The sequence below is a fragment of the Breznakia blatticola genome (assembly GCF_004365815.1).
In the GTDB taxonomy this organism is placed as follows: Bacteria; Bacillota_I; Bacilli_A; order Erysipelotrichales; family Erysipelotrichaceae; genus Breznakia; species Breznakia blatticola.
This window is the reverse complement of the sequence record NZ_SODD01000031.1, coordinates 12,911-30,605: the sequence shown is the minus strand read 5'-3', so window position 1 is coordinate 30,605 and position 17,695 is coordinate 12,911. Positions and strand designations below refer to the sequence as shown.

14 protein-coding genes are annotated in these 17,695 nt (G+C 34.4%); 6 read left to right on the top strand and 8 right to left on the bottom strand.

Annotation, left to right across the window (positions count from 1 at the left end; genetic code table 11):
* Positions 1 to 137: 137 nt before the first annotated feature.
* Both EDD63_RS08360 and EDD63_RS08355 read right to left on the bottom strand, forming a co-directional pair.
* Entirely contained in the window at positions 138 to 785 is a 648-nt protein-coding gene (locus EDD63_RS08360) for a lactate utilization protein (RefSeq protein ID WP_134170381.1), read from the bottom strand.
* Between the two features lie 85 nt (positions 786 to 870).
* Positions 871 to 3,444, bottom strand: a complete 2,574-nt coding sequence (locus tag EDD63_RS08355) for an ATP-dependent Clp protease ATP-binding subunit (protein ID WP_134170379.1) — start codon at positions 3,442 to 3,444, stop codon at positions 871 to 873.
* 121 nt (positions 3,445 to 3,565) lie between these two features.
* On the opposite strand from EDD63_RS08355, the gene EDD63_RS08350 reads away from it, so the two are divergent.
* The 3 genes from EDD63_RS08350 to EDD63_RS08340 all read left to right on the top strand — a co-directional run bounded on the left by EDD63_RS08350 (position 3,566) and on the right by EDD63_RS08340 (position 7,446).
* Positions 3,566 to 4,945: a CCA tRNA nucleotidyltransferase gene (locus EDD63_RS08350; protein ID WP_134170377.1), complete on the top strand. Its 1,380-nt coding sequence runs from the start codon at positions 3,566 to 3,568 to the stop codon at positions 4,943 to 4,945.
* Complete coding sequence (gene yfcE, locus EDD63_RS08345; RefSeq protein WP_134170375.1) at positions 4,923 to 5,468, top strand: phosphodiesterase; 546 nt, start codon at positions 4,923 to 4,925, stop codon at positions 5,466 to 5,468. The genes EDD63_RS08350 and yfcE overlap by 23 nt, the downstream gene beginning before the upstream one ends.
* 82 nt (positions 5,469 to 5,550) lie before the next feature.
* Complete coding sequence (locus tag EDD63_RS08340) at positions 5,551 to 7,446, top strand: YgiQ family radical SAM protein (RefSeq protein WP_134170373.1); 1,896 nt, start codon at positions 5,551 to 5,553, stop codon at positions 7,444 to 7,446.
* A 30-nt stretch (positions 7,447 to 7,476) separates the two neighbouring features.
* On the opposite strand, the gene EDD63_RS08335 is transcribed toward EDD63_RS08340, so the two are convergent.
* From EDD63_RS08335 to hrcA, 5 genes are all read right to left on the bottom strand, one after another.
* The gene (locus EDD63_RS08335) at positions 7,477 to 8,127 is read right to left on the bottom strand and encodes a hypothetical protein (protein WP_134170371.1); all 651 of its coding nucleotides are present in this window, start codon (positions 8,125 to 8,127) and stop codon (positions 7,477 to 7,479) included.
* Positions 8,128 to 8,192: 65 nt separating this feature from the next.
* On the bottom strand, positions 8,193 to 9,296 hold the full coding sequence (gene dnaJ, locus EDD63_RS08330; protein ID WP_134170369.1) for a molecular chaperone DnaJ: 1,104 nt from the start codon (positions 9,294 to 9,296) through the stop codon (positions 8,193 to 8,195).
* 77 nt (positions 9,297 to 9,373) lie between these two features.
* Entirely contained in the window at positions 9,374 to 11,179 is a 1,806-nt protein-coding gene (dnaK, locus tag EDD63_RS08325; RefSeq protein WP_134170367.1) for a molecular chaperone DnaK, read from the bottom strand.
* A 14-nt stretch (positions 11,180 to 11,193) separates the two neighbouring features.
* The gene (grpE, locus tag EDD63_RS08320) at positions 11,194 to 11,838 is read right to left on the bottom strand and encodes a nucleotide exchange factor GrpE (RefSeq protein ID WP_134170365.1); all 645 of its coding nucleotides are present in this window, start codon (positions 11,836 to 11,838) and stop codon (positions 11,194 to 11,196) included.
* A 10-nt stretch (positions 11,839 to 11,848) separates the two neighbouring features.
* Complete coding sequence (gene hrcA, locus EDD63_RS08315; protein WP_134170363.1) at positions 11,849 to 12,868, bottom strand: heat-inducible transcriptional repressor HrcA; 1,020 nt, start codon at positions 12,866 to 12,868, stop codon at positions 11,849 to 11,851.
* Positions 12,869 to 13,044: 176 nt separating this feature from the next.
* On the opposite strand from hrcA, the gene EDD63_RS08310 reads away from it, so the two are divergent.
* Both EDD63_RS08310 and pgeF read left to right on the top strand, forming a co-directional pair.
* Complete coding sequence (locus tag EDD63_RS08310; protein ID WP_134170361.1) at positions 13,045 to 13,995, top strand: serine hydrolase; 951 nt, start codon at positions 13,045 to 13,047, stop codon at positions 13,993 to 13,995.
* An 11-nt stretch (positions 13,996 to 14,006) separates the two neighbouring features.
* Positions 14,007 to 14,765, top strand: a complete 759-nt coding sequence (gene pgeF, locus EDD63_RS08305) for a peptidoglycan editing factor PgeF (RefSeq protein WP_134170359.1) — start codon at positions 14,007 to 14,009, stop codon at positions 14,763 to 14,765.
* A gap of 12 nt (positions 14,766 to 14,777) precedes the next feature.
* Here pgeF and EDD63_RS08300 read toward each other — a convergent pair whose 3' ends face one another.
* Positions 14,778 to 15,989, bottom strand: a complete 1,212-nt coding sequence (locus EDD63_RS08300) for a cation diffusion facilitator family transporter (RefSeq protein ID WP_134170357.1) — start codon at positions 15,987 to 15,989, stop codon at positions 14,778 to 14,780.
* A gap of 141 nt (positions 15,990 to 16,130) precedes the next feature.
* On the opposite strand from EDD63_RS08300, the gene EDD63_RS08295 reads away from it, so the two are divergent.
* Positions 16,131 to 17,678, top strand: a complete 1,548-nt coding sequence (locus EDD63_RS08295; protein WP_243833756.1) for a helicase HerA-like domain-containing protein — start codon at positions 16,131 to 16,133, stop codon at positions 17,676 to 17,678.
* Positions 17,679 to 17,695 lie beyond the last annotated feature (17 nt).

Here is a 17,695-nt window from a genome sequence, read left to right as displayed (position 1 = left end):
TACATATCGTTACAAAACAAAAACAGACTATAACCCCTTATTCATGGGTCTATTGTCTGTTTTTATTTCATTTGACTGTCAAAGACAGGATTATAGCAAAAAACACACCTTATTTCTTAAAAAAAGAGGATTTGGATTTAAAATCCCAAATCTTCTTTCACTAATAATAAACAAATACGATCTTTGTTTTTTGGATTTTGTTGGCGTGTTAATACATAATGTGAACACATGCGCCCACTACTTGTACAGTCATTGCAATTTCCTGTAATTGCACATGGTGTTTCTTTTTCTAAACGCACTCCATTCATTGGCGTTGCTACATTACGTAAACGGTCAATCGCGGTTTCAACATTAGATACAATCTTATTTTCTCCAACGATAACATATACCTTATCTGGTCCATAAATTAAGGCAGCTAGACGGTTCCCATTTCCATCAATATTAAACAGTTCACCATTCTCAGTTACTGCATTACTGCTCATCAAATAGTAATCACAAGTAAATGCTTGTTTATATACATTTTCAATTTCTTCTCTAGATAATCCAGGAGCATAACGATCAAAGAGTTCAATATCTTTATTACGCAACATATCGAGTGCACCAATTTGTTTGATTGTTTCTGAACCACCAAAACTTACACGACTACCATCAGCAATTCTTTCATCTAAAAACTTTAATACATCTTCTTTACATTCAAAGATTAATGCTTCCATATTATTCTTTTCAGCATTCTTTTTTACTTTGTTTAATTTGATATCCATGATTTTTCTTACATTTGCATCCATAACATCACCTCTACTATGTATGTTTATTATACACAACTCGTAATGATATTTCTTTACATAAAGCAAAAAAGTGGATTTCTCCACTTTATGCTAATAGATTTGCTTGTCGAATCTCTGCAGTATATGCATCGCTTTTTTTATCATAGTCTAAATAAATTACATCATCTTGATTTACACCATTTGCTAACATCTCTTTAGCAATGAGAGTCTCAATATTTCTTTGAATGTAACGACGCATTGGGCGTGCACCATATACTGGATCTACACCTTGCGCAACAATTGCATTATATACATTTTGTGTTGCTTCCAAGTGAATATCTTTCTTAAGTAAACGTGCTTGTAATTCATGCATGAATTTTGCAGCAACTTTCACTAACATATCGTGATCTAATGCATTAAATACCACAATTTCATCAATACGGTTAATAAACTCAGGTTTGAAATAGTTTTTAACTTCCCCCATGTATTTATTTTTCATATCATGTATGTCAGTATCAAATGCATATTGACTACCAATATTACTTGTCATAATCAAGATTGTGTTTTTAAAGTCTACCGTGACACCTTTTGAATCAGTGATACGTCCATCATCCAGTACTTGTAAAAGTACGTTAAATACATCTGGGTGCGCTTTTTCTACTTCATCAAAGAGGACAATTGAATATGGATTACGTCGTACAGCTTCACTTAACTGTCCACCTTCTTCATATCCTACATATCCTGGAGGCGCTCCAATCAAACGTGAGACACTATGTTTTTCCATATATTCAGACATATCAATACGAATGATATGATCTTCGCTATCAAAAAGTTGTTCCGCTAATGCCTTGGCAACTTCTGTTTTCCCAACTCCTGTAGGACCTAAAAATAAGAAACTACCAATTGGTCGATTTTCATCTTGAATTTGTGCCTTACTACGTAAGATCGCATCAGTAACTAAAGTCAGTGCTTCATCTTGTCCAACAACACGTTGTTCCAAGATATCTTTTAAAGCAAGTAGTTTTTTACGTTCGCTTTCAACCAATCGACTTACTTCAACACCACTCCATTTACTCACAATAACTGCAACATCTTCTTCAGTTACTGTCTCTGAAATAAGTGAATCACTTTTCACTCTACTTTCTTCTTCTTTGATTTGTTTTTCTAAATTTGGAATCGTTTCATATTGCAGTTTTGCAGCTTCTTCATATCGTCCATCACTTTGTGCTTGTTCCAAATCAAGACGAGCTTTTTCTAATAGAACTTTTGCTTTCTTAGAATCTTCTAAGACTGCTTTTTCATCATTCCATTTTGTATAAAGTTCATCCTTTTTCGCTTTTAGTTGTTTTAATTCTTCGCGAATAACTGATAAGCGATCCATACTTTTGGCATCATCTTCATTTTTTAATGCAGTTTCTTCGATTTCAAGTTGCATTATTTTTCGCATTAATTCATCAATTTCTTCAGGCATTGAATCCATTTCAACACGAAGATGTGCACATGCTTCATCAATTAAATCAATCGCTTTATCTGGTAAGAATCGATCAGTAATATATCGATTCGATAATGTAGCAGCACTAATAATTGCTTCATCTAAAATACGAACTCCATGATAAGATTCAAAACGATCTTTCAATCCACGCAAAATTGCAATGGTATCTTCTAGAGTTGGTTCATTTACTTGAACTCTTTGGAATCGTCTTTCTAAAGCAGCATCCTTTTCAATGTATTGGCGATATTCGTTAAAAGTAGTTGCACCAATACAACGTAATTCACCACGAGCTAACAACGGTTTTAATAAGTTAGCAGCATCCATAGATCCTTCTGTTTTTCCTGCACCAACAAGATTGTGAATTTCATCAATAAATAAAATAATATTTCCATCCGCTTTTTGTACTTCTTCTAGTACTGCTTTTAAGCGTTCTTCAAATTCACCTCGATATTTTGCACCAGCAATTAGTGAACCCATATCTAACTCAATTAATTTCTTTTCGCGTAAGCCAAAAGGTACATCTCCTTTAAAAATACGCCATGCAATCCCTTCAACAATCGCAGTTTTCCCAACTCCAGGCTCCCCAATTAGAATTGGGTTGTTTTTTGTCTTACGTGATAAAATTTGAATTACTCGTCGAATTTCATCATCACGCCCAATTACTGGGTCAATCTTTCCATTTTTTACATCATCAACTAAATCACGCCCATATTTACTAAGCGCTTCTAGGTTGTTTTCCGCGTTCGGTGTATCCATTACTTTATCACCTCTTCTCTCTAATTCTTGTGTATATGCTTCTTTTTCAGTAAAGCCTGTTTGCTTTCTCAATAATTTAGAAATATATGATTTATTTGACATCAGTGCAATCCAAAAAGATGCACATCCCAAATATTCCTCATTGTGTTGTTTCGACCATGCTTCAGCTTTGCTATAAGCATCTGTTACTTCCTTACTTAAAACTGGTTCTCCAGAACTTTGGGCAATTTTACCCATTTCATCATCAATTAAAACAAGCGCATTTTGCTTGTTGATATGTAATCGTTTATATAATCCGTCTAGGACTTCACTTTCAAAAAGGATTTTTAATAAGTGAATGGTATCAATTGTTGCATGATGTTCACTTTTCGCTAACTCAACAGCCTTCATAAATACTTCTTGAAGACTTGATGACATTTTCTCAAAATTCATATCGTGTCCTCCTTATTAGCACTCTACCATACCAAGTGCTAATTGTATTATACACCATCTTTTAGCACTGTCAAGTGTTAAGTGCTAATTTTATTATATATTTTTATGATATACTAAAGTTATGAATACATTCAATTTTAATGCACCTTTTAGCAGCGATGCATTACACCTTTTACAACTTTTTAAAAATGAAGGCTATCAAATTTTTCTAGTTGGTGGTTGTGTTCGTGATGCCATTTTAGGAAATGTAATCCATGATTATGATTTATGTACAGATGCCCTACCCAAGCAGATGATTGCACTTGCTAATAAGTATAATATTCAAAGCATACCAACAGGAATTGCACACGGAACAATTACCTGGATGTATCACAATCAACCTTACGAGATCACAACATTTAGAAGCGACCATGAGTATAAAGATTTTCGTCGTCCCGAACATGTAAGTTTCTCAAACAACTTTGCTGATGATGTCGCAAGACGTGATTTTACGATGAATGCTTTAGGTTATGATGGAGCTCATATTGTTGATTATGTTGGTGGTATGCATGATATCAAACATAAACAAATTCGCACAGTTGGGAATCCTTCTTTACGATTTCAAGAAGATGCATTACGTATACTTAGAGCTTTACGATTTCAAGCAACACTCGCTTTTTCCATTGAAAACGAGACATTTCTTGCAATCCAAAAATATGCATATCTACTTCAGCATATCTCAAAAGAACGATTACAAGTTGAATTCGTAAAGATCTTACAAAGTAAACAAGTAGATACCTTACGCATACTTCGTAATGCAAATGTGTTAGATACTCTGTTTCCCGTATTTAAAGAAACATATGATGTAGTACAACACAACACATATCATATTTATGATGTATTTGAACATATGAATTCGGTAATCAATGCCAGTATTGGCTATCCACTAGATATTCGACTTGCTTTATTCTTTCATGACATAAAAAAGAAAGCATGCAAGCAAGTAGATGCTAATGGGATAACACATTTTAAAGGACATGCTGCATTGAGTGCAACGTACGCAAAAAAGATATTAAAAGAGTATCGTTTTTCAAAAGCATGCTATCAACATGTGTATCAGCTTATTTATTATCATGATCGTTATGTCACAAATGGAATCGATGATATTCGACAATTCATGTATGAACTGCACGGTAATTATGTACTTGCTCATGAAATCCTAACGATTCAAAAATTAGATAATATGGGAAAATCAAAAACAACTCAAATCAAAAAAAATGTAACGATTGACGAAGTTATAAAAAAACTACACATTATGCAAGAAGCAAAAGAAGTATTCTCTATCAAGGAACTAGCAGTAAATGGAGAAGATATTAAAAAACTAGGATATCAACATAAAGAGATTGGTAATGTACTTAATTATTTAGTAAAATATGTAGTGCATCATCAAGAAAAAAACAATAAAAAAGACTTACTAGAAGTCGCAGGAGGATTAAAGGATGAAATATCTAATAGCAAGTGATATTCATGGTAGTGCATATTATGCAAAAATAATCATTGAAGCGTTTTATAAACATGAAGCAGATGCGCTTATACTTTTAGGTGATATTTTGTATCATGGACCGCGTAATGATCTACCAAAAGATTATGCACCGAAAGAAGTTATTGCATTATTCAACCCACTTAAAGATAAAATCATTGCATGCCGTGGAAATTGTGATAGTGAAGTCGATCAAATGGTTCTAGATTTCCCATTACTTTCAACCTCACAAACACTTTTCTTAGGAAATAGCAAACTTATCATGAGTCATGGACATGTGTATGGACCGAATAATTTACCTAAGAACTTAAATGAAGGTGATATTTTCATGAGTGGACACACCCATATTCCAGTAATGAAAAAAACCGATGGAATTGTTGTAATTAACCCTGGTAGTATCTCTTTACCAAAAGAAAGCAATCCACATACATATGGTTTACTGTGTACAAATTCATACAATTGGTATGATGACTTACACACAAAACTGGCATCAATGGAACTATAAGATGGTATACCCATCTTTTTCTTTTACATTTCCTTCATTTTCACATAGTAAAAGTGAGTACCTTTATGTATAATAACTTGGTATGAAAGAAAATAAACTATTACCAGTAACCAAACAAGAAATGTTAGATCGTGGATGGGATGAAGTGGATTTCGTCTACGTGAGCGGTGATGCATACCTAGATCACCCTTCTTTTGGAGCTGCCATTATTACTCGTCAACTTGAACATTATGGTTACAAAGTTGCATTTTTAAGTCAACCGAACTGGCGTTCTGTTGATGATTTTAAACGTTTTGGAAAACCAAGACTTGGTTTTTTAGTGTCTTCTGGAAATATTGATTCCATGGTAAATCACTATTCAGTGGCAAAAAAGCGTCGTCGTAAAGACTATTACACACCGAATGGTGAAATGGGTAAACGTCCAGATCGTGCTGTTATTGTATACTCACAAATGGTACGACAAGCATATCCTGACACAACAATTATCCTTGGTGGAATTGAAGCGAGTTTACGTAGAACAGCACACTATGACTACTGGGATAATAAAGTAAGAAAATCAATTATCATTGATGCGAATGCGGACTTACTTCTATATGGAATGGGAGAAAACAGTATTATTGAAGTTGCAGAAGCACTTGATAGTGGACTGGATATTAAAGATATTACATATCTTGATGGAACTGTCTATAAAACAAAGGACATTACCAATGCTTTTGAACCAATTATTTTACCAAGTTATGAAGAAATTGTACGTGATAAGAAAACCTATGCGAAGTCATTCATGATTCAAAACAAGAATACTGATCACTTTGTGGCAAAAACACTAGTTGAACCATATAAAGGTTGGTACGTTGTACAAAATCGCCCAAATCGCCCACTTACGCAAGCTGAATTTGATGATGCGTATGCTTTACCTTATACACGTGATTACCATCCAATGTATAAAAAAATCGGTCATGTTCCAGCTATTGATGAAGTGAAATTCTCACTAATTAGCAATCGTGGGTGCTTTGGTGGATGTAACTTTTGTGCACTTACCTATCACCAAGGTCGTGTCATTCAAGCACGTTCACACGAATCACTAGTAGAAGAAGCAAAAAAGATGATCGCAGAACCAGACTTTAAAGGATACATTCATGATGTAGGTGGTCCAACAGCAAACTTTAGACAACCATCATGTGAAAAACAAGTGGAACATGGTGTATGTCCATCAAAACAGTGTTTGTGGCCAAAACCATGTAAACAATTAGAAGTAAATCATGAAGACTATTTACAACTACTACAAAAGCTTAGAGAATTACCAAAAGTAAAGAAGGTCTTTGTGCGTAGTGGAATTCGCTATGACTATATTATGTATGACCGTGATGATCGTTTCTTTAGAGAACTAGTTCAACATCACATTAGTGGTCAATTAAAAGTTGCTCCTGAGCATATTAGCGATAAAGTCTTAGATAAAATGGGAAAACCTAGACGTAAACTATATGAATTGTTTGTGGATGAATATTATCGCTTAAATGAAGAATACAATAAGAAACAATTCTTAGTTCCCTATTTAATGTCAAGTCATCCAGGTAGTGATTTAGATGCAGCAATTGAACTTGCGCAGTATCTACATAAAATTCATCATCAACCAGAACAAGTACAGGATTTCTATCCAACACCTGGTACTCTATCAACTACGATGTACTATACAGGACTTGATCCACGCGATATGAAACCTGTGTATGTGGCTAAAACCAGTAAAGAAAAATCAATGCAAAGAGCCTTGCTGCAATATCGTAATCCAAAACACTATAACTTAGTGTATGATGCATTGATGGAAGCAGGACGTGCGGATTTAATTGGACAAGGAAAACATTGCTTAATCAAAGACAAAAGTCATCAATATGCAGCTAAATACAAAAGTAAAAATGCATATGGTAAAGCAAACTATTCAACTAAACAACCAAACCGTCAAAAAAGAAATAAATCAAGATAACTTAAAAGAGCGCTAATTGATGCGCTCTTTCTATTTATAAATGGTTATTGCGTTTTGTCCATTATTGTTGTTAGCATCATCCAAAATATAAGAGACATCACAATTCACATCATATAGATAATACGCATGTTCACCTAAATAGATATTGAATTCTTTGCCATTTGTATTTTCTACATAAAAACAATTATTTCCACGATCGATCAGATTTCTTGGCAAATACGTTGCTTGTCCATTACTCATCTCTTCACCACCCATCATGATTGATGTCGTCTGCGAAGTTGTATCAAAATACTCACGATACATGTGTCCTTTACTGTCACTTTTCACAGTGGAATAGAGACGCTTAGGAACAATTGGTCCACTTGGATTAACAACTTGAGATTCATTAATATCAGCTTCAGTTAACACATCAGACACTTCAGAAGCTGTCTCTTGTTGTTGAACTTTTTCCTCTTTTTCTAGTTCAGCTTGTAATGCTTTTAACTGTTCAAGTGCACTTTCAAAAGATCTATTTCCACTAACTTTCTCATATGACAGATAATAGTCTTGTAAATTAGTTATTAAGACGATTCGATTTATGGTTTCAATTTTTTCTTTCATGTCATAGACGCTTAAAGACACGATACTGATAACCGCAATTATAAATGCAATAAGACTATATTTTTGTTGCTTATTTTTCATGGACACCTCTTTATTAGTATACGCTGTAGTTATTAAATAGAAAAGAAAAAAGTAAACCCTAGAGTTTACTTAAATGCTTTCTTAAATTTTTCAAATGGTGATTCATATTTCGCAGACTTGCGAAGTTTTTCATATAGGTCTTTTTGTTGTTTGCTTAATTTCTTAGGCATTTCAACTTTTACATCTACATATTGATCTCCAATATATCCTTTTGGAGACTTCACACCTTTTCCTTTTAGTCTAAATTTTGTTCCTGATTGTGTACCTGCTGGAATTTTTAAACTTACATCACCATATACTGTTGGCACATCAATACTTGTTCCTAAAACTGCATCTACATCAGAGATTGGAACTTGTATACGGATATCGTTTCCTTCACGAATGAAGTTTTTATGTGGTGCTACAAGGATTTCAATATATAAGTCACCATTTGGACCTCCATTTACTCCTTTTTCACCTTTTCCAGTTACACGAATTTGTTGACCAGATTGAATTCCTGCTGGAATTTTAATATCTAACTTCACATGTTTGTGTTCATATCCACTTCCATGACATTTACTACATTTATTTTTAATGATTGTACCTGTTCCATTACATGTTGGACATACACTTTCACTTTGGAAAACACCAAAAGCTGTTTGTTGTTGAGTAACAACACGTCCTGATCCATTACATGTTGGACAAGTTTGTACATCATCTTTACTTTTTGCTCCTGTTCCTGAACATTCGCTACAAGTCTCATCCACTTCAAGTGAAACTTCTTCACTTTTACCAAAGATGGCATCCATGAAATCCACACGCATTTGCATAAAGCGATCTTGTCCTTTTTGTGGACCATTTCTTCTTCTAGAACTTCCAGAGAATCCACCACCAAAGAATGAACCAAATATATCTTCAAAACCACCAAAGTCAGAAAAGCCTTGCCCTCCAAATCCTTGTGCACCATCCATTCCGGCGTGCCCGAATTGATCGTATGTGGCTTTCTTTTGTTTATCGCTTAATACTTCATATGCTTCATTTACTTCTTTAAATTTATCTTCAGCATCTGCATCTTTATTAACGTCTGGATGGTATTTTTTTGCTAATTTACGATATGCTTTTTTAATATCAGCGTCACTTGCACCTTTGTCTAGGCCTAACACCTCATAATAATCTCTTTTATTTGCCATCACAAACCTCCTACTTTATATTCCCTATGTATTATACACAAGAGAAGTTCTAGTTGCCTAGAACTTCTTTTACATTTTTAGTTTTTTTCTTCGAATTCAGCATCTACAACATCATCGTCAGGGTTTGTTTCTGGTTGAGGTTGTCCTTGATCACCTGGTTGTTGGTACATTGAAGCACTTGCAGCTTGTGCTGCTTTTTCTAATGCATCAAGTTGTGTACGTACTTTATCCATGTCATTTTCATCTAATGCTTTTTGAAGTTCGTCACGCAATTTTTGTGTTTCTTCTTTTTGGTTAGCATCCATTTTATCTCCAGCTTCTTCCATTGATTGGTCGATTTGGTTAATAAATGATTCTGCTTTATTTCTAAGTTCTACTTCTTCTTTACGTTTTTCATCAGCTTCTTTATTTGCTTCAGCTTCTTTTACCATTTTTTCAATTTCATCATCTGATAAACCTGTAGAGTTTTGGATAACAATACTTTGTTCTTTTCCAGTTCCCTTGTCAGTTGCTGATACGTTAACAATACCATTTACGTCAATATCGAATTTAACTTCAATTTGAGGAACTCCACGACGTGCTGGAGCAATTCCATCAAGTTTGAACATTCCTAATGTTTTGTTATCAGCAGCCATTGGACGTTCCCCTTGTAGTACGTGAATATCTACAGCAGGTTGGTTATCTGCAGCTGTTGAGAATACTTGTGATTTACTAGTTGGGATTGTTGTATTACGTTCGATAAGAACAGTCATAACTCCACCCATTGTTTCGATACCAAGACTTAATGGTGTAACATCTAGTAATAATACATCTTTAACATCTCCAGTAATAACTCCACCTTGGATAGCAGCACCCATTGCTACTACTTCATCAGGGTTTACTGAACGGTTTGGTTCTTTTCCTAATTCTTTTTTAACTGCTTCTTGAACAGCTAAGATACGAGTTGATCCACCAACAAGTAATACTTGATGAATATCGTTTTTCGTAACACCAGCATCTTGTAATGCTTGACGAACTGGTCCAATTGTTCTTTCAACTAATGAACGAGTCATATCGTCAAATTTTGCTCTTGTTAATGTATTTTCATAGTTCAATGGACCATTTGCTCCATTTGAAAGGTATGGTAATAAGATTTGTGTTTGTGCCATACTTGATAAGTCTTTTTTCGCTTTTTCTGCAGCATCTTTTAGACGTTGCATTGCAAGTTGGTCACCTGATAAGTCAACTCCATTTTGTTTCTTGAAGTCTTCTAACATCCATTTAACGATCACATCATCAAAGTCATCTCCACCAAGTTTGTTATCCCCAGCAGTTGATAATACTTCGAATGTTCCATCAGCTAATTCAAGGATTGATACGTCAAATGTACCTCCCCCTAAGTCATATACTAATACTTTTTGTTCTGTATCTGTTTTGTCGATACCGTAAGCAAGTGCTGCAGCTGTTGGTTCGTTGATAATACGTTCAACTTCTAATCCAGCAATTTTACCAGCATCTTTCGTTGCTTGACGTTGTGCATCATTGAAGTATGCAGGTACTGTAATAACTGCTTTTGTTACTTTTTCACCAAGGTAGTCTTCTGCATATCCTTTTAAGTATTGAAGGATCATTGCTGATACTTCTTGTGGTGTGTAATCTTTACCGTTTGCATGTTCTTTTTCATTTGTTCCCATCAAACGTTTAACACTTGAAATCGTGTCTTTATTTGTAACTACTTGACGTTTTGCAGCATCCCCAACGATTGTTTCACCGTCTTTAAACGCTACTACTGAAGGTGTTGTTCTATTACCTTCTGGGTTTGTAATTACTTTAACATCGCTACCGTCCATTACGGCAACACATGAATTTGTTGTTCCTAAGTCAATTCCAATAATTTTACTCATAGTTCCTCCTATTGTTACTCACTAACTTTTACTAAACTTGCGCGAATTACGCGATCTTTTAACATATAACCTTTTTGAATCTCTTCAAGTACGATTCCTGGTTCAACACCTTCTACTTTTTCTGTTACTAAAGCTTGGTGTATATTTGGATCGAAAGGTTTATCTAAACATTCAATAGCTGTTACACCTTCGTTTTCCAAAGCAATTTTGATTTGTTGATATACCATGTTAATACCATTTACATAGTTTTTACCTTCTTCATCTTTTGCTTCAAATCCAATAGCTCTTTCAAGATTATCCATAACTGGTAAAATCTCTTGGGCAAAGCTTTGAATGCGATACTTTCTTAATGTGTCAGCATCATTTTGTAATCGTTTCTTTAGATTTTCCGTGTCTGCATACGCTTTATAATACATATTTTGCGTTTTTGCAAGTTCTTCACGCAATCCAATGATTTCTTCTTCTAATGCTTCTTCTTTTGATTTCTTTTTCTTAAAGAAACCTTTCTTTTCTTTCTTTTCGTCTTCTTCAAGTTCTTCATGCTCTTGAGTTTCTACTGCTTCTTCGTTATCTAACATTTCTTCTTGTTCGTTAGCTTCCGTCTCAAGAACTTCTTCCTCTTGAAGAGTTGCTTCTTCTTTGTTTAACTCTTCACTCATCGTTCCACTCCTATCTATCATTACGATATAAATCTCCGATTGCTTTTGCCATATATTCCATTAATGCTACAACTTTGTTGTATGGCATTCTTGTTGGCCCTACAACCATAAGTTTTCCTTCTTCTTCATCATTAATTCGAATCGTACTTGAGACAACAGATACGTTTTCAAATGGAATGACTTGGTTATCATCATTTCCAATACGAATCGAAATATCTTCATTACTACTTCCCAGTTGACGCCAAACACTACTATCCTCTAAGAACTTCATCAGTTCACGAAGTTTTTCGATATCAGCAAATTCTGGTTGGTAAAGCATATTTGATGTACCTGAAGTATATACATTATCGCTTGCGAATTTCACAAATGCGCTAACAAATGCTTGGAATAACACTTCATGACGAACCACTTGACTTGATAACAGTGGTCTAATTTCTTCTAGTTTACTTGATAATTCATTAATTGGCGTTCCTGCTAGATGATCATTTAAAATATTACAACATGTTTGAATATCATTTAAACTCACATTTTCTTCAAAATGGAACATCTTATTTTCTGTATGTCCTTGATCAGTTATAAATACACATACTGCACTTCTTTCGTTAATTGGAAAGATTTGAATATGTTGTAGATTTTGTGAACTTGTTTCTGGACCAAGTACTACAGATGTTAAGTTAGTCATTTGCGAAAGTATATCACAACTTCGCTTTACGATTTCCTCAACACTATAATGACGTTCATGGAATACTTCACTTAATGCATTTTCAACATTACTATCTAATTCTTTTTCCATAAGATGCTCTACATAGAATCGGTACCCTTTACTTGAAGGTACACGTCCACTTGATGTATGCGTCTTCTCTAATAATCCAAATTCTTCCAACGCAGCCATTTCATTACGAAGAGTTGCACTTGAAACTTTGATATTTAATAAGTTCATTAAATTTTTCGAACCAACCGGTTCTGCTGTCTTTGTGAACTCATCAACGATCGTTTTAAAGATTAATAATTGTCGATCTGTTAGTTGCATATGTACACCCTTTCTAGCACTCTTTACGAGCATCTGCTAATACTATATACCACCAAATTAGCACTGTCAAGTATAAAGTGCTAATATTTTTGAATTATTTCATTTTCATCAATGTATACCTATTAGTAAAGATGATATGAGTGTATTCATATACGTAAAAATGGTAGAATATAGATATGAAAAAAAGAAAGAGGAAAACAAGTAGACAGCTAAAAATCATTCGCAGAAAACTATTACTGATAATGATTCTAAGTTGCTTAATTATTATTGGCTGTGTTGCAATTATCGCACTAAAAAACATCAGTGAAGACATGCTTGCACAATTTACAGAAGAGACTCGTACATCAACAAAAGGCGATGAATTACCGACCATAGAATCAAAAAGTGATTTACAAGAAAGTATCGCGTATATTCTTGATGCATATGATTTTGATGACAAACAGTTGTCGTATATATATTATGATCCCAAAGATGATGAGACCATTCAAGTAAATGAAGATGAAGATATGCTAGCAGCAAGTACGTATAAACTACCACTTGCTATGTACTATTATGACTTAATCGAGAAAGGTGTGTATACAAAGGATACTGCCCTACCTTTTTATGAAGAAGCATATATGCCAGAGGAAGGCCTTTCTACAATTTACACAATTGATGATCAAATTCCTTTATCCTATTTAATTAGACAAGCTATTGTGAATAGTGATAACTCTGCATCACTGATTATGTTATATACAACTGGAGTCTTGGAAACCTATCAAGCTTTTTCTAATTATGGTGCAAAACAATACACACTTGAAGAAATCAACAACAATGTAACTACTGCTAGAAGCAGTATGGAAGTACTAAAGTATCTTTACAATCATCAAGATAAATATCAAGAACTGATTGATTTATTAAAAATTGCCAGCCAAGGATATTTCTTACAAGCAGGAACTGCTGCTGAGCATTATGAAATCGCACACAAGTATGGAGAGTTTGCAGGTTATGTCAATGATTATGGAATCGTATATACAGAGGAACCATACTTGATTGCAATATTCACGGATGGTATAGTAGATTCACCGACGTTGATTGCCGACTTAAACGATGTCTTTTGCGCATACCATCAACAAAAATACAAATAAAGGAGTATATCATGCATATTAATTATTCACAGGTCAGCGAAGTATACGCTGGAACTACCCTAAAAGATTCGAGTAAACCGCAAGACAATAACCTTGCCATACATACAACAGATGCTACAGATGAAGTAATTCAAAACCGTAAAGACTTTATGAAGGAAATCGATTTTGAATTAGAAAAATGTACATTTGCAAATCAAACACACAGTACAAACATTCATAAAGTCACAAAAGAAGATATTGGTGCTGGTGCCTACAGTACAAAAGATGCAATTGCAGATTGCGATGCGTTGTATACGGATTTGCATAATGTTTTAATTGGTGTCTTTACCGCAGATTGTGTTCCTATTTTGATTCATGATCAAGACCAACACATCATTGCGGCTATTCATGCTGGTTGGAAAGGTACTGTTGCAGGTATTACAAAAAAAATGTTACATACGCTTTTATACGAAGAAAACTGTGAAGCAAGTGCATTACGTGTAATTATTGGACCATCAATTGATTTTACAAGCTTTGAAGTTGGACAAGATGTTATTGATGAAGTACTTAAACTTGATTTTGATACATCTACTTATTACATGCCAAAAGGTAATGATAAATACTATTTAGATGTACGTGGTTTAAATTATCAAATGTTGCGAGATGCTGGTATCCCCGATACAAACATTATTATTCAACATGAAGATACATTTGAAGATAATGAAAATTTCTTCTCGTATCGTAGAAATAAGGATACTGGACGCAATTTAACCTTTATATTACAAAAGTAGGATCGTTTGACCCTACTTTTTCTTTATATCTTCATCTGCTTCTACTTCGTAGTCTTTCATTGGTGCATATGCACGATCCACATTTATCACTCCATAATTTGGAACTTCTCCTTGTGGTATTTTTGATTCTATTACGTCTATGATATCTTGACGCTTCATTTTACAATCAATTGGAACTTCAACATCAAATATAAAATTATTATGTGTCTTAGTTTTGACCACTCGAAAATCATGTAAGGAAAAACGAGGGTCGATGTCATGCATAACTTGCTCCATCTCTTTACGCATTTGATTTGTATAAGGATCATCAATATCAATTGGATCCATGTGAATAACAAGATGAATATTGTCTTGTACAAGAAAGTCGTTTTCAATATCATCGATTGTAGAATGTGCTTCCATCATATCTTCTTTACTACTAATTTCAACATGGATAGTCACAAAAGTTTGATCAGGTCCATAACTATGTACAATCATCTCATGTACACCTAGCACGCCAGGATACGATAATATTTTTGCGGCAACTTTTTTTGTGAAATCAACACTTGGAGCTTCCCCAATTAATTTTGTGAAGGTTTCACTTACAATTCCCCATCCAGCTTTTAAGACAAATAAAGCGACGATAACTCCTAAAAATCCATCCAACTGTATCGCAAAGACATGCGAGATAAGCAGTCCTATTAAGACAACACTTGTTCCTAACACATCACTAAAGCTATCCACTGCAGTTGCTTGCATCACAGTCGAGCCAATGCGCTTTCCATATGCATGGTTATAAGCATACATATAGATTTTTACAACTATAGATATAATTAGTACAACAACCATCGGTATCGTTACAACAACATTTTTTGGATGAATAATATCTGTAACTGATGAAAATACAAGTTGCATCCCAAAAAACAAAATGATAAATGCAATAATCATAGAAAATATATATTCTAAACGTTCGTGACCAAAAGGATGTTCTTTATCTGCTGGCTGAGCAGCAAAGATAAAGCTAATAAGCGACAGAATTGAACTACCTGCATCACTTAAGTTATTAAACGCATCTGCTTGTATTGACACACTATGAAAAAGTAATCCAATGGTAAGTTTACTTGTAAATAAAATCATATTCCAAAATATGCCATAGATACTTGCAAGTCGTCCATATGCAGAACGTACTTTTCCATCTTTGAAGTTCTTATAATCTTTAATAAATAATTTTGCTAATACACCCATAAGCGCTCCTTAATCATTTACCCATTATACTATGATTTCATTTCATTTCCTAGTCACTAACAAGATGGGTATCTGTGTGTACAAACCCAGTAATGATTGATAAAATACAATTGTACTTATAAAACAGGAAAGGATTCATTTATGTATATAAAAGATCAAAAGAAAATTTGGATAGCAAGTACGGATTCCCCTATTTACATGTTACCAAGTATGGCAAACCGTCATGGACTTATCGCAGGAGCAACAGGAACTGGAAAAACCGTAACTCTAAAAGTTCTTACCGAAGCATTCAGTGATGCAGGAGTTCCTGTATTTTTAGCTGATATTAAAGGGGATGTGTCCGGTCTTGCATCACCAGGAGTCAGTAATAAAAATGTCGATGAGCGCATTGCATCATTATACATTCAAGACTGGAGTTTTAGTGGGTATCCAACACGATTCTACGATATTTACGGAGAAAAAGGTACTCCCGTTCGTACGACGATTTCTGATTTAGGACCTGATTTACTTGCACGCATCTTAGAATTGAATGATATTCAATCTTCCGTTCTAAAAATTGTATTCAAAATTGCAGATGAACAACAACTATTATTATTTGATATCAAGGATGTTAAGGCGATGTTACAGTTTGTGGATGCACAAAGAGAAAATCTGCAAAAAGAATACGGAAATATCGCTTCAGCAACAATCGGTGCAATTATACGTTCTCTTGTTGCTTTAGAAGCAAGTGATGGAAACACATTTATCGGTGAACCAGAACTTGATATCAAAGATTGGCTAGTTTGCGATCCAAGTAGTGGACAAGGAATTATTAATATTTTACATGCCGTGAAGTTAGCACAAAATCCAGTCTTGTATTCTACATTCTTATTATGGTTATTATCAGAAATTTATGAAACATTACCGGAAGCTGGAGATTTAGAAAAACCAAAGATGGTATTCTTCTTTGATGAAGCACACTTATTATTCAATGATGCACCTAAGGCTTTATTGGATAAGGTCGAACAAGTTGTTAAATTGATTCGTTCTAAAGGTGTTGGTGTATATTTCATTACACAGCAACCAACCGATATTCCAAATCGTGTACTAAGTCAACTTGGTAATAAAATTCAACATGCTCTACGTGCATATACACCAGCTGAGCAAAAATCTATCAAAGCAACTGCCGAATCATTTCGCATCAATCCTGCCTTTGATACGGAACAAGTTTTACAAGAACTTGGTACTGGTGAAGCATTGGTTTCATTTCTTGATGCAAAAGGAGTCCCTACAATGGTAGAACGCGCAACAATCCTTCCACCAAGAAGTTATATGGGAGCTGCCGATGATACAACCATCGAAAATTGTATTCGCAACAACCCAGTAGAAGCAAAATATCGCATGCGTGTGGATAGCAAATCTGCATATGAAGAGCTACAAGAAAAAACAGCAGAATTAGAAGCGCAAGAAATTGCAAACAAGGAAGCAGAAAAACAAGCTAAAGAACAAGCAAAACTTGATGAGAAACAAGCTAAAGAACTTACTAAACTGCAACAAAAAGAGCAAGCTCGACAAGAGAAAGCCGAACAAAAGAAAACCGATCGAAGAAATAAGCAAATTGATCGATTTGTTGGTAATGCACTTAGTTCTATTGGTCGAAACGTTGGAAACAGCATTATTCGTGGTATCTTTGGTACACGCAAAAAATAAATCTAATTACCTAAAAC